Here is a 13,274-nt window from a genome sequence, read left to right as displayed (position 1 = left end):
CGGCTGTGCTGACGCTATCGCGGGCAAGCGCGCTCCTACAGATTTTTTCACCAAGGCTTTTGTAGGAGCTGCCGAAGGCTGCGATTGCGGCCTTCGGCAGCTACTACATAGATCGAATGTTGCCAGAAGAAAATAAAACGTCTCGATTCGGAGACAGAACCTAATCGTCGCCTCAACCAACTCAGATAAAGATCATACAAATCAATGCCTTGAAGAGCTGGCACGATTTCCGCTAAAGCACTCAAGCGGCACTCCCGCAGCCGAAAACAATAACAATATGCCGACGGGATCCACCGAGCCATGCAGAGCGCTATCGGCAGCCTCTGAGTTCGCCGGATTCCAAGGCCAGGAGACACTCAATGAGTGTAATCATCGCCCTGGCAGCCCTCGGGCTGTTGATGCTTGCTGCCTATCGCGGTTACAGCGTTATCCTCTTTGCCCCCATAGCCGCCCTAGGCGCTGTACTTCTGACAGATCCGTCCGCCGTCGCCCCGGCCTTTACCGGGGTGTTCATGGACAAGATGGTCGGCTTCATCAAGCTGTACTTTCCGGTGTTTCTGCTGGGTGCCGTGTTTGGCAAGCTGATCGAGTTGTCCGGGTTTTCCCGGGCTATCGTCGCGGCGGCCATCGGCGTGCTGGGTACGCGCCAGGCCATGCTGGTCATCGTACTGGTCTGCGCCCTGCTCACCTACGGAGGCGTTTCGCTGTTCGTGGTGGTATTCGCAGTCTATCCATTTGCCGCTGAAATGTTCCGCCAGAGCGACATCCCCAAGCGTTTGATACCGGCGACCATCGCCCTCGGTGCGTTTTCGTTCACCATGGACGCCCTGCCCGGCACCCCGCAGATCCAGAACATCATTCCCACCACGTTCTTCAATACCACCGCGTGGGCCGCGCCGTGGCTGGGCGTGATTGGCACTATTTTCGTGTTCTGCGCAGGCATGCTTTACCTGCAGCGCCAGCGCAATAGAGCCCAGCGCGCCGGTGAAGGTTACGGCACTGCGCTGCGCAACGAACCGGATACGCCGGAAGACATCAAGCTGCCAAATCCGTGGATCGCGATTTCGCCCTTGCTGCTGGTTGGCGTGATGAACCTGCTGTTCACCTGGTGGATCCCTCAGTGGTACGGCAAGACGCATACCCTCGCCCTGCCGGGCATGGCGACACCGGTCCAGACCGAGATTGCCAAGCTCACCGCCATCTGGGCAGTCGAGGCCGCTTTGCTGATCGGGATCCTGATGGTGCTCGCGTTCGGCTTCACGGCCATTCGAAGTCGTCTGGCGGAAGGCAGCAAAAGTGCGGTTAACGGTGCGTTACTGGCCGCAATGAATACCGCTTCGGAATATGGCTTTGGCGCAGTCATCGCCTCCCTGCCCGGCTTTCTGGTGCTGGCAGACTGGCTCAAGGGCATTCCAGATCCGCTGGTCAACGAAGCCATCACCGTGACGTTGCTGGCCGGGATCACCGGCTCGGCGTCAGGCGGTATGAGCATCGCATTGGCGGCCATGTCGGAAACTTTCATCAATGCAGCTCATGCCGCCAATATCCCGTTGGAGGTGCTGCATCGGGTCGCGGCCATGGCCAGCGGCGGCATGGACACGCTGCCGCATAACGGCGCGGTGATTACCTTGCTGGCGGTCACCGGGTTGACCCATCGCGAGGCTTACAAAGACATTTTCGGTATCACCATCATCAAGACACTAGCAGTGTTTGTGGTGATCGGCACTTTTTACGCTACTGGCATTGTGTGAGGCGCAACGTATGAGTCTTAAAGGTAAAACGGCACTGGTCACCGGTTCCACCAGCGGTATCGGGCTGGGCATCGCTCTGTCGCTTGCCAGAGCTGGCGCTGACTTGATCCTCAACGGTTTCGGCGATGCTTCGGCAGTCATTGCCGAAGTTGCGAAGTTCGGCGGCAAGGTGGGTCATCATCCCGCCGATGTCAGCAAACCCGAGCAGATCGCGGAGATGATCGATTACGCCGAGCGCGAGTTTGGTGGGGTCGACATTCTGGTCAACAACGCAGGCATTCAGCACGTTGACGCCGTCGAGGACTTCCCCGTTGAGCGTTGGGATTCGATCATTGCAATCAACCTGTCCTCGGTCTTCCACAGCACGCGCCTATGCCTCCCGGGCATGCGCAGTAAAAACTGGGGGCGAATCATTAACATTGCTTCGGTGCATGGTCTGGTGGGGTCCACCGGTAAAGCGGCCTACGTGGCGGCCAAGCACGGGGTGATTGGCCTGACCAAAGTCGTCGGCCTGGAAACCGCCACGACGAATGTCACCTGCAATGCGATTTGCCCCGGCTGGGTGCTGACGCCGCTGGTGCAACAGCAGATTGATGACCGGGCAGCGGCCAGTGGCGATGCGGATCAGGCCAAACATGACCTGCTGGCCGAGAAACAGCCGTCGCTTGAGTTCGTGACCCCGTCACAGCTGGGCGAACTGGTGTTGTTCCTGTCCAGCGAGGCTGGCAGCCAGGTGCGTGGCGCGGCGTGGAATGTGGATGGTGGGTGGCTGGCGCGGTGAGGTAATCAGACCACTCGAAATTTGAAATACAGTCCTGTGGGAGCGGTGCTTGCCGGCGATAAAGGCAACTCGGTTCCACTGCAAAATCGCGGCGTCTACATGGCGGGCAAGCCCGGCTCCCACAGGAGAAAGCACTAGCCTGTCAAAGCAACGCTAGCCCGGGACGGCTTACTTCAGAGAAGCTATCGCGCTGCCAGCACATAACCCTGTGGGAGCTGGGCTTGCCCGCGATAAAGGCAACTCGGTTCCACTGCAAAATCGCGGCGTCTGCATCGCGGGCGAGCCCGGCGCCCACAGGAGAAAGCGCTCGCCTGTCAAAGCAACGCTGGCCGCGACAGCTGACTTCAGACAAGCTATCGCGCTGCCAGCACATAACCCTGTGGGAGCTGGGCTTGCCCGCGATAAAGGCAACTCGGTTCCACTGCAAAATCGCGGCGTCTGCATCGCGGTCAAGCCCGGCTCCCACAGGAGTAAACGATCCCCTGTCAAAGCAACGCTAGCCGCGACAGTTGACTTCAGAGAAGCTATCGCGCTGCCAGCACACAACCCTGTGGGAGCTGGGCTTGCCCGCGATAAAATCAACTCGGTTCAACGGCAGAGTCGCGGCGTCTGCATCGCGGGCAAGCCCGCCTCCCACAGGAGAAAATGATCGCCTGTCAAAGCAACGCTGGCCGCGACAGCTGACTTCAGAGAAGCTATCTCGCTGCCAGCACACAACCCTGTGGGAGCTGGGCTTGCCCGCGATAAAGGCAACTCGGTTCCACTGCAAAATCGCGGCGTCTGCATCGCGGGCAAGCCCGGCTCCCACAGGAGAAAACGATCGCTTGTCAAAGCAACGCTGGCCGCGACAGCTGACTTCAGACAAGCTATCGCGCTGCCAGCACATAACCCTTTGGGAGCTGGGCTTGCCCGCGATAAAGGCAACTCGGTTCCACTGCAAAATCGCGGCGTCTGCATCGCGGGCAAGCCCGGCTCCCACAGGAGTAAACGATCCCCTGTCAAAGCAACGCTAGCCGCGACAGTTGACTTCAGAGAAGCTATCGCGCTGCCAGCACACAACCCTGTGGGAGCTGGGCTTGCCCGCGATAAAATCAACTCGGTTCAACGGCAGAGTCGCGGCGTCTGCATCGCTGGCAAGCCCGCCTCCCACAGGAGAAAATGATCGCCTGTCAAAGCAACGCTGGCCGCGACAGCTGACTTCAGAGAAGCTATCTCGCTGCCAGCACACAACCCTGTGGGAGCTGGGCTTGCCCGCGATAAAATCAACTCGATTCAACTGCAGAGTCGCGGCGTCTGCATCGCGGGCCCGGTATTAAATCAGTTCTGCCCACCCTCATCGCGCTCATCCACCAACCCCCAATCCGACACGTTCACGCTGGAGGTACCGACAGGAGCGCTCGGCGCGGCGGTGGGGTTGGCCGTCACGCCTTCACCATGCAGCTTGAGGCGCAGGCGGAGGTTGTTCTGGGAATCGGCGTATTTGAGCGCTTCCTCTTCGCTGATCACACCGGCTGCTGCCAGCTCGAACAGTGCACCGTCGAAGGTCTGCATGCCGAGATTTCCGGACTTTTCCATGATGCCTTTGAGTTCAGTCAACTCATTGCGCTGAATCAGGTCGCGAATGGTCGGCGTGCCCATCATGACCTCCACGGCCGCCCTGCGGTTGCCATCCAGAGTCTTGACCAGACGCTGGGAAACGAACGCTTTGAGGTTGTTGCCCAAGTCCTGCAGCAGTTGCTGGCGTCGTTCTTCCGGGAAGAAGTTGATAATTCGGTCCAGCGCCTGATTGGCGTTGTTGGCGTGCAGTGTGGAAAGGCACAAGTGTCCGGTATCGGCGAAGGCCAGCGCATGTTCCATGGTTTCCCGATCGCGGATTTCACCGATCAGGATGACATCCGGTGCCTGGCGCAGGGTGTTCTTCAATGCAGCACGAAAACTGCGGGTATCAACCCCGACCTCGCGCTGGTTGACGATCGACTTCTTGTGCCGGTGAATGAATTCCACCGGGTCTTCAATGGTAATGATGTGCCCGCTGGCATTGCGGTTGCGGTGATCGATCAGCGCCGCCAGTGAGGTGGATTTGCCTGAACCGGTCGCGCCCACAAACAGCACCAGGCCATGCTTCTCCATGATCACGTCGAGCAGCACCGGAGGAAGGTGCAGGTCTTCGAAGCGCGGGATATCCAGCTTGATGTTTCGCGCCACGATCGATACTTCGTTGCGCTGCATGAAGATATTGATACGGAAACGCCCGATCCCTGCCATGGACACCGCGAGGTTCATCTCAAGATCTCGATGGAAATCCCGCTTCTGCTCGGCATCCATCAACCCGTCGGCAACCAGAGCCACCTGACCAGGCTTGAGGGACTCAGTGCCCAACGGCTTGAGCACGCCATTGAACTTGGCGCAGGGCGGTGCCCCAGTAGAAAGATAAAGGTCCGATCCATCCTGACTGGCCAGAGTCTTCAACAACGCCGGGAAATCCATAAGCAACACCGCACAAATGATTTGACTGAAAGAGGCCGCCTCTCGTGCGACGTTCAACCGGATCACGATCCGGGATGAGTGCGCATAGCTTGGCGGTAGAACACCTCGGTACGCAATGATTGATCAGGCTGCTTGTGCAACAGAGCGCGTATTTTTTGTCATTAGGGGCAGTACCTGGAAACAAGGTCTGCCTGCTGTGTGATAATAGCCGCCGTTTTTTCTTCAGGCCCCTGCCCCATGAAAGCCCAAGCACGCCACATTCTGGTGAAAACCGCCGAAGAGGCCGAACAACTCAAACAGCGCATCGCCAAGGGCGAAGCATTTGATGTGCTGGCCAAGAAGCACTCGACCTGCCCCTCAGGCAAACGCGGTGGCGACCTGGGCGAAGTCCGCCCTGGGCAGATGGTGGGCGCGATTGATCAGGTGATCTTCAAAAAGCCGCTGCGCACGGTGCATGGCCCGATCAAGAGCAAGTTTGGTTATCACCTGGTTCAGGTGTTTTATCGGGATTGAGTTTTTTTAAATCCTCACAAGCATCAGGACAGAAATGCTTTCCTGTGGGAGCCGAGCTTGCTCGCGATAAGGGCGCTGCATTTATCAGGCACTTTATCGCGAGCAGCTCGGCTCCCACAGGTTGCACAAGACGCGACAGCGGAATCACCTACAACCCCGGCATCACACTCCTGGGAATCAAAGCCCCTGGATGCTGAATCACCACACTCGCCAGACGATGTCCGGCTTCGGCGGCCTGCACCGGGCTGCCGCCTCGCAGGCGCATTGACAGATAAGCCGCACTGAACGAATCACCCGCCGCAGTGCTGTCGATCACTCGCTCAACACGTCGAGCAGGAATTTCAAAGCGTTCACCGCCCGACTCAACAAGACAGCTCTGCGAGCCTCGCTTGACGACGACTTCGCTGATGCCCAGTTCGCGGTAGGCGCTCAACAATTGCTCGCTGTCGGTATAGCCAAACAGTGCCTGCTCGTCGTCCTCGGTAAGCAACGCCACGTCGACGTGGGCCAGACACGCACGATACGCCTCGCGTGCCTGTTCACCCGATGCCCAGAGACGTGGCCGGTAATTGTTGTCGAAGGCCACCCTGGCACCTGAAGCACGCGCTTGAGCCAGCGCTGAGAACAGACGTTGCCGCCCCTGCTCGCCCAGCACCGCCAAAGTGATCCCGCTCAGGTAAAGAAGGTCATAGTCCGGCAATGCCCCAAGAATCTTTTCAGCGTCCGGAGTGTTGAAACAGTCACGCACCGCAGCTTCGTTGCGCCAATACAGGAAACGACGCTCGCCACTGGCGTCAGTCTGAATGCAGTACAACCCTGGTAACCGCCCAGACAGACGCTGCACCTTGCTCAGCCCAATGCCCTCCTGCGCCCAGCCTTGGCACATTGCATCACTGAAACTGTCATCGCCCAGCGCGGTGACATAATCCACCTGTGCGCTGCTGCCCAATTGGCGGGTCATATAAACCGCCGTGTTGAGCGTATCGCCGCCGAAGCTCTGTTGCAGTGCGCCGCTGGCATGCTGTTGCAGCTCGATCATGCATTCGCCGATCAGGGCGATCCGTGGGTGACTATGGCTGATCAGCTCACTCATTGAGTGCGACTCCCGAACTAGAAATACGTGTCGAAACTTTCAATGACTTGCAGGTTTTCATCCACCAGACAGCCACTGCGCCACTTGTCGAACGTCAGGCACGGGTGGGAGGAACCGAACGCAATGATGTCGCCGACTTTCAGCTCACATCCCGGCGCGACGGTCATGAATGCGTGTTGATCCATCACAGCTGTCACCTTGCAGGCGCTGACGTCCACGCCTTGCGCCGGTACAACACCGGGCTTGTAGCAGAGCAATGGACTTGGCAAGCCCGCGTCATAGGCAACATCGCGTTTGCCCATGGCAATCACGGCGAAGCCAGGCTCTGGCATCGATTGCACGTGAGCCCAGACTTCCATTGCCGGGCGCAGGCCTTCATGCAAATCAGCACGGCGATCCAGTACGCAGCATTGCGCGTCCTTATAGATGCCGTGGTCATGCACGACATAGCTGCCGGGACGCAAAACACCGAGGAATCGCTCACGCACCTGACGCTCGTCGAAAGCTTCGGCGATCAAGTCGTACCAGGCCGAACCCGACGCTGTGACGATGGGCCGCTCCAGCGCAAATGCTCCACGATCCTGCAGATCCACCGCCAGACGCACCAGCGAGGCCGCGAAAGCACGAATGCCGCTTTCAGCCTGATCGCCGTGAATCACGCCTTCGTAGCCTTCAATGCCTGTTAGCGCCAGGGCCGGTTGTGCGGCGATCGCCTCGGCCAGTTCCAGAACTTGTTGCTCGGTACGGCAACCGCAACGCCCCCCCACTACGCCGTATTCGATCATCACGTTCAGGCGCAAACCGCGGGCCGCAAAAAATTCGCCCAGTGCCGCCACGTTATCCGGATGGTCGACCATGCAATGGAAGTCGAACATAGAGTCCGCGAGCATTTCGGCGATCAGCGCCATGTTTGCAGTGCCGACCAACTGGTTGGCCATCAAGACCCGACGAACCCCGTGTGCATAGGCAGCCCGGGTCTGAACCGCCGTAGCCAGCGTCAGCCCCCAGGCGCCCTCTTCCAGTTGCCGCCGAAACAGCGCCGGAACCATGCTGGTTTTGCCGTGGGGCGCCAGTTCAGCGCCGCTGTTAGTGACGAACGCCTGCATCCACCGGATGTTGTGATCCAGCGCCTGACGATGGATCACCAGCGCGGGCAAACTTACGTCACGCACCAGATGATCGCCTGGAGCGGCGGCGCCCTTTTCTACAGCTGCAATAGTCATGGTGGTCTCCCGGATATTAATCATTGATGCGAGCCGCTAGCCCGTTGGCACTCTCGATCAGCACTCTGCGGTAGTCGGCGTAGTGTTTTTTTGCATCGGCTCGCGGAGCAACGATGCACAGCGTTGCAATGCACACGCCATGTTTGTCTTTGACCGGAGCAGCGAAGCAATGGGTGAAAGTGTCAGCAACACTATTGAAGGAAAAGAAGCCTTCCTCACCCGCCTTGCGGATTTCGCCAAGGAAGGTCTCAATCGGCAGAAGCTGACCGTCGGGCAACACGAAGTCGTCGGCATCGATCAGGTCGACGATTTCCTGATCGCTCAGGTGGCACAGGAGCAAACGCCCGGAAGCCGTCCACGGAATCGGCGCGTTTTCGCCGATGTTGGAGGAAATGCGGAAGTGTCGCTCACCCTCTTTCATTAACGCGACGGTGTACTTGCGGCCATTGAGCAGACACATCTGCGCGGTTTCGCGGGTCTGGCTGACGATATCGCCCAGGCAGACTTGCGCCTCACGGGTGAAGTCGAAATGACGCAAGTGAGCCTGACCGAGAAAGTACAACTGACGCCCCAGGTAGACATGCCCATCCTTGCCCACGGACTCCAGGATGCGTCGCTCCAGCAGCGAACCGACCAGTTCATAAACCGTCGATTTGGGGCCGCCGATACCGTTGGCGATCTCGTTGGGGCGCATGGGCTTGCCCTGCTCCTTGAGAAAGTCGAGGATATCGAACGCCCGATCGAGCCCGCGGGCCCGGCGTTTGATGGTGTCTTCGGTCATGTCTGGAAACCCTTGCGTACTTATGTAGGAGCTGCCGAAGGCTGCGAAGCGTTCACCCTGACACCGCCATCGCAGCCTTCGGCAGCTCCTACCCATTCAATATTTGCCGCGAGATAGCGCGGTGTCATGGACACCGGGATAGCTCCTCTAGATCAGGCCTTTTTCTTGTACGCCACGCAGTCAATCTCGACCTTGCAGTCAACCATCATGCTTGCCTGCACGCAGGCACGCGCCGGGGCATGTTCGGGTGTGAAGTATTCACCGAACACTTTGTTGAAACTCCAGAAATCCCGCGGATCTTCAAGCCAGACGCCAACCCGGACCACATCTTCAAGACCATAGCCCGCTTCAGTGAGGATCGCGACCAGGTTTTGCAGGGTCTTGTGCGTCTGCTCAACGATGCCGCCTACAATGATTTCGCCGTTTTCTGCGGGCACCTGGCCCGACACATGGAGCCAGCCGTCGGCTTCAACAGCACGAGCGAAAGGACGCGGCTGCCCGCCCCCAGCGACGCTACCTGCGCCATAACGAGTGATGCTCATGAAGGTCTCCTGTAAAAAATACAATCCGAATTAAACCGAATCCTGTAGGAGCTCAGCGAGGTTACGAGGCCAGCGATCAAGGTATGTCTGACACACCGTCATCGCTGGCCTCGTAACCTCGCTGAGCTCCTACAGGGACTGCGTTTTAATGCAAATAAAGTCGTTGGTCTTTCCGCTATATCGGAACACAATCTGAAATAGCGGAAATATGTTTTGAGTGTGCCACAGCACTGGATGGAAAAAAACCAACGAGTATCATCAGTGACGGTCTGTTTGATGACATGCCTGGAAATACACTACGGAGATCCAATGGCTACAGCAGAACATCCCCACACATTAGCGCTGGAAACTTTCCTGTCTCAGCATCCTGAATTGCAGCAGGAACTGGAAAAGCTCAACCCACTAGCCGCGCAGGCTGCTGGTCTGACACGTGAGCAATACCGCGAAGAGTGTTTGCATGAGGCCTTCGAGGCCGAGGCTGAACGCCAGGGTCTGTTTGCCTGGGAGCTGACATTGCAACTGACCGCTGCCAACCCTGAGGAATATCAAAGCCAGCGGCGTGAGGTCCATAAGGAAGTGGCGCAGATGGCCGGTATGGACTGGTTGGAATATTGCGAGTTGAACAAGCTGGAACCTTGAACCTGATCAGCGCGATGTGACCGTTCGTCGCCATCAAGGGCACTCTTGCGAGGGCGTGGCTGACCAATATCAGGTAACGCTCATAAATTGGAGACGTACCATGATGAAGTCAAAGACGACTAACTTTTTGCTCGCAGGCCTGCTTTCACTTTCGTTTGGTTCCGCATTTGCAGCTTCCTCCAGCACAGGTCCGGTAAAACCTGAAACTGGTGGCGTCCAGACTGGTTCGGCAGTGCCGCCTGGTACTCACCCAGCACCGGCGTCGGGCAGCACCAAAAGCGCTGACGCAAATGGTCGAGCCACAGGTTCAGGCGCAGGCAAGTCAACTGATGGCGGCACCACTGGCAGTGCTGTTGGCAAAACTGGCGGTCCTGGCAAGAACGGCCCTAACGGCACCGGTGGCGGTGCTGCTGGCTCCCCCGACAATTGATCGGTGCGAGCGTGAAAAAGCCCGGCTATTGAAGCCGGGCTTTTTTTGCGCTGCACGTTGGGTCAATGCTTACAAACAAGTCGCCAGAGCAGCACCACGACGCTCAGTCGCAAGATTTGAAGACGGCGCGTAATACTGAATCGCACTTGCACCGCCTTGAGGCTGGACATCCGCGAAGAACTCCGCGCCCGTGTTGTAAACAGTGAAGCCCTTTTCACTGGATTGCATGAAAGCATCGGCTTCAGCCCCCATCAGAGCTTCGTCCTGCCACGAATACTCAATGCACTGCGCAACCACAGCCGCAGTTTTCTGACTCGAATACGTCTTGTAAGGGCCAACAGCCCGAGCCTGATTGGATGGCGAGGTGCAACCTGCCAACACCGTCAGAGCGACTGCCGAAATCAGAAATTTCATGACATTCCTTGAACGCGAAAAAAGCGGATTCTACACCGCCCGGCAAAGCGCATGAACAAGACATGCGCCCCGCCCCGGTTTTCACGCTTCGGTAAGCTGCTCTTCGTATTCCTTGACGTACTTGCCAGCCAGGGATTCTTTCTGCTTCTCGTCGAGTAGCTTACCCGCCATCTGAAAGAACTTCTGCTCTTCTTCTTTCAGGTGATGGTGAACCTTCTCGGACAGCTTCTTGGCAGTAGCCAGCCAAGCGGGGCTGGACATCTCGGTCTCATCCAGCGTTTCCATCATCTCGTCCATCTCGTGATGCTCCGAGATCGCGTGGCGACTCAGGTCCACGCCGTTATCGTGTTCCATCAGAGGGATATAAAAGAAGCGCTCTTCGGCGGTTTCATGGGCCTGAAGTTCAGCTTTCAGCTGTTTGTAGGCTTCAACGCGCTCAGCGTTATCACCGCTGGTCTTGACCAGAATGTCGGCATAGTTACGCTGACGGTCATGGCTTTCTCTCAAGGCTTCAAAAATATTCACGGGCTGTACTCCAGGGACAGCTTCCGAATGTGGAAGCGATGGTTACTAGACATCTTCGGGAAAGCGGCAGTTCAGTCTTTGAGCATTGCAAATTCGCTGTTTGCGCTCTGCGTCCTCTAGCCGTTCACTTGCCGGTGTACCCGGTACGCCGCCTCGCGAACAAGTTCGCTCCTACCCGCAGTGCGCGCGATGGATGATTAATCCGGCTTGCCATACAACTGCCACTCACTCTATGCGACAATGCGCGCCAAATTCGGCATGAATCCCGCATTCATTTCCAGTCATCCGACTCTTTACGTCGCAGATGCTGGCTAGATATGGCCCAAAGAATGGCCTCGGCCCGTGATAAAAATCGCCAGGGCAAAGACGGAAACGGGCATCAAATCGGTACCGGCTGCACCCAGCCAACTCCAAGTTATTGAAAGGTAAGGTAATTGATCTCCACAGCGAATATCACCATGCAGTTTGCATTGGGGTTCTCTGAGGGTTATAGAGCGCAATTACGGGGGTTGTAGCCTGCACCAACCCCCAACAAAACTCACAACTGGTCCAAAATCTGGTCCAACCTCCCCGGCGTTCTGCCAACTAAAACCAAACCCCAAAACGTGCTACTCGTCACCCGGACCTGTCCGAAATCGCGCCACTCGATTACTGTATATCCAAACAGTATAATGAGCAGTAATGATGCAACCCTTCAAACCCCAAAGCCACACTGAGGAGTGGTATCGATCATGCTGGAATGCCAGCGCCTGGACCAACCCCAGTGCCAACTACCGGTACCTGATGAGGTTTGCTGACAACTTATTAAAGATGGGTTGCGTCGACGAAATGGAGCGATTCGAAATGCTTGAGCTGGCCACTGGCGCGTTCTGTCACCACATTGAGGAGGCTCCGCTCGCCTGGAGGAATCCAGCAGCGGACTACGATATCTACAACGAAGCCGGGGTTCAGACAGGCAGCATCAGCGGAAACCGGGTATTTCTTCATGGGCCAGGCGTGAAGCCAGGTCCTATGGAGTTCTTCGCGCAGATCCTCGAGGCAGACGGAGACAGACCCGTCATCACCAGAACCTATGCTCAATATGGCGTCTTCAGGGATCGCTACATTTACACCGAGACTGGCCAAAAGCTCACCCTTGTAGAGACTTGGAAGTTGGTTGACGGGAAGATGATCAAGCGCTTGGATGATCCTGATACCTACAGATCAATCATTGATGCAGGGCTGATTGCGCTGGAGGAAGGCGACATGGTCCGTTACGTCGCGCTATGGGAGCGGGAGCAATTCTCAATTTTTAGGCAGTGTTCGAGTTGTTGCGACCGCTTCGAACTCCGCGAGGATTGCCATTCCTGTAAAGGCATGGGTTTCATAGAGGATCCACTCTGTCCGAGCAGGCTGCCCTCAAGCCATCCTACTCAGGGGCATCTCTGAAGAAGCGTGACGCCCCAGGTTCAGTGTCGAGAGATAGGGATTCAAACTCTACCGGCATGGTGCCTAAGACGCCCGATACCCGCCGACTCGGCAAAGCGGCTCACCGCTGTCAGGCTAGCCCAAGCCTCTCAACGCGAGCGCACCGGCAACCAGCGGCTGCGGGCGCCGCCCGAACGAATGGTCAACTTCCATTTTTCGCCCTGCCGACTCACGGACACCTCCTGCACCGCACCCACCTCAAGCTTGGCGCACAGCGTTCCTTTGATGATGACTGAACGTGTCACGGTACTAGGGTGCCCAATACAACGCGAACGGCAACGCTCAGGGCCTGTACCTCGGCGTGAAGCATGCGCCCAATGTGATAATCGATTATCTGTGCGTCTTCCAGAGCCTGTAAGTAAGCGGTGCAAAATTGAAGACGCTCGTTGGCGAGGGCAGTATTGGGGCTTTCCCGCAGCGCAGTGAGTGCGCCGACCCACGAGGCATAGACGTTGTCAGGCAGGTTATCCGGGAGGTTCAACAACGAGGGCTCATCAGTCATGGGACAATATCCGTGATCCAAGGCGCAGTTCGCGCAAAGGCCGCGGTGGTATAGCACGGAATGCAAGTCTCAAGGGGGCTGCTTTCCAGCAGGCGCAAAAAAACCCGCCAAAGCGGGCTTATCTGT

General features: G+C 57.4%; 15 protein-coding genes. 6 read left to right on the top strand and 9 right to left on the bottom strand.

The window, feature by feature from the left end; genetic code table 11:
* Positions 1-359 precede the first annotated feature (359 nt).
* Both K3169_RS14325 and K3169_RS14320 read left to right on the top strand, forming a co-directional pair.
* Entirely contained in the window at positions 360-1,751 is a 1,392-nt protein-coding gene (locus K3169_RS14325; RefSeq protein ID WP_263272081.1) for a GntP family permease, read from the top strand.
* 10 nt (positions 1,752-1,761) lie between these two features.
* Positions 1,762-2,532, top strand: coding sequence for a 3-hydroxybutyrate dehydrogenase (locus K3169_RS14320; RefSeq protein ID WP_122397072.1), 771 nt, complete (start codon positions 1,762-1,764; stop codon positions 2,530-2,532).
* Between the two features lie 1,317 nt (positions 2,533-3,849).
* Here K3169_RS14320 and K3169_RS14315 read toward each other — a convergent pair.
* Positions 3,850-5,019 (bottom strand): PilT/PilU family type 4a pilus ATPase, encoded by a 1,170-nt coding sequence (locus K3169_RS14315; protein WP_122704761.1) that lies wholly within the window; start codon positions 5,017-5,019, stop codon positions 3,850-3,852.
* Between the two features lie 237 nt (positions 5,020-5,256).
* On the opposite strand from K3169_RS14315, the gene K3169_RS14310 reads away from it, so the two are divergent.
* On the top strand, positions 5,257-5,532 hold the full coding sequence (locus K3169_RS14310; protein ID WP_017133756.1) for a peptidylprolyl isomerase: 276 nt from the start codon (positions 5,257-5,259) through the stop codon (positions 5,530-5,532).
* A gap of 148 nt (positions 5,533-5,680) precedes the next feature.
* Here the strand turns inward: K3169_RS14310 and K3169_RS14305 are convergent, their stop codons facing one another.
* The 4 genes from K3169_RS14305 to K3169_RS14290 all read right to left on the bottom strand — a co-directional run bounded on the left by K3169_RS14305 (position 5,681) and on the right by K3169_RS14290 (position 9,171).
* Positions 5,681-6,625 carry a sugar kinase gene (locus tag K3169_RS14305; protein WP_231677577.1) on the bottom strand — a complete coding sequence of 315 codons (945 nt, stop codon included), beginning with the start codon at positions 6,623-6,625 and terminating at the stop codon, positions 5,681-5,683.
* A 17-nt stretch (positions 6,626-6,642) separates the two neighbouring features.
* A complete protein-coding gene (locus tag K3169_RS14300) occupies positions 6,643-7,848 on the bottom strand; it encodes an amino acid deaminase (RefSeq protein ID WP_027899439.1) in 1,206 nt (401 codons plus the stop codon).
* A 16-nt stretch (positions 7,849-7,864) separates the two neighbouring features.
* A complete protein-coding gene (locus tag K3169_RS14295) occupies positions 7,865-8,629 on the bottom strand; it encodes an IclR family transcriptional regulator (protein WP_263272079.1) in 765 nt (254 codons plus the stop codon).
* 152 nt (positions 8,630-8,781) lie between these two features.
* A complete protein-coding gene (locus tag K3169_RS14290; protein WP_027899441.1) occupies positions 8,782-9,171 on the bottom strand; it encodes a RidA family protein in 390 nt (129 codons plus the stop codon).
* 309 nt (positions 9,172-9,480) lie between these two features.
* On the opposite strand from K3169_RS14290, the gene K3169_RS14285 reads away from it, so the two are divergent.
* Together K3169_RS14285 and K3169_RS14280 are read left to right on the top strand one after the other, a co-directional pair.
* Positions 9,481-9,810: a DUF6388 family protein gene (locus K3169_RS14285; RefSeq protein ID WP_231677574.1), complete on the top strand. Its 330-nt coding sequence runs from the start codon at positions 9,481-9,483 to the stop codon at positions 9,808-9,810.
* A gap of 100 nt (positions 9,811-9,910) precedes the next feature.
* The gene (locus K3169_RS14280) at positions 9,911-10,240 is read left to right on the top strand and encodes a hypothetical protein (protein ID WP_049826835.1); all 330 of its coding nucleotides are present in this window, start codon (positions 9,911-9,913) and stop codon (positions 10,238-10,240) included.
* A 69-nt stretch (positions 10,241-10,309) separates the two neighbouring features.
* Here K3169_RS14280 and K3169_RS14275 read toward each other — a convergent pair whose 3' ends face one another.
* Complete coding sequence (locus tag K3169_RS14275) at positions 10,310-10,654, bottom strand: 2-oxoacid ferredoxin oxidoreductase (protein ID WP_231677573.1); 345 nt, start codon at positions 10,652-10,654, stop codon at positions 10,310-10,312.
* Positions 10,655-10,735: 81 nt separating this feature from the next.
* Positions 10,736-11,179: a hemerythrin domain-containing protein gene (locus tag K3169_RS14270; RefSeq protein WP_099268926.1), complete on the bottom strand. Its 444-nt coding sequence runs from the start codon at positions 11,177-11,179 to the stop codon at positions 10,736-10,738.
* 681 nt (positions 11,180-11,860) lie between these two features.
* Here K3169_RS14270 and K3169_RS14265 point away from each other — a divergent pair.
* A complete protein-coding gene (locus K3169_RS14265; RefSeq protein ID WP_231674577.1) occupies positions 11,861-12,607 on the top strand; it encodes a hypothetical protein in 747 nt (248 codons plus the stop codon).
* 128 nt (positions 12,608-12,735) lie between these two features.
* On the opposite strand, the gene K3169_RS14260 is transcribed toward K3169_RS14265, so the two are convergent.
* Positions 12,736-12,891, bottom strand: a complete 156-nt coding sequence (locus tag K3169_RS14260; RefSeq protein WP_231674578.1) for a hypothetical protein — start codon at positions 12,889-12,891, stop codon at positions 12,736-12,738.
* Positions 12,888-13,148 (bottom strand): hypothetical protein, encoded by a 261-nt coding sequence (locus tag K3169_RS14255; protein ID WP_231674579.1) that lies wholly within the window; start codon positions 13,146-13,148, stop codon positions 12,888-12,890. The genes K3169_RS14260 and K3169_RS14255 overlap by 4 nt, the downstream gene beginning before the upstream one ends.
* Between the last annotated feature and the right edge of the window lie 126 nt (positions 13,149-13,274).

Source organism: Pseudomonas phytophila (assembly GCF_025643095.1).
In the GTDB taxonomy this organism is placed as follows: Bacteria; Pseudomonadota; Gammaproteobacteria; order Pseudomonadales; family Pseudomonadaceae; genus Aquipseudomonas; species Aquipseudomonas quasicaspiana.
Note: the sequence above shows the minus strand (reverse complement) of the source record. Positions and strands in the feature narration are given on the sequence as shown.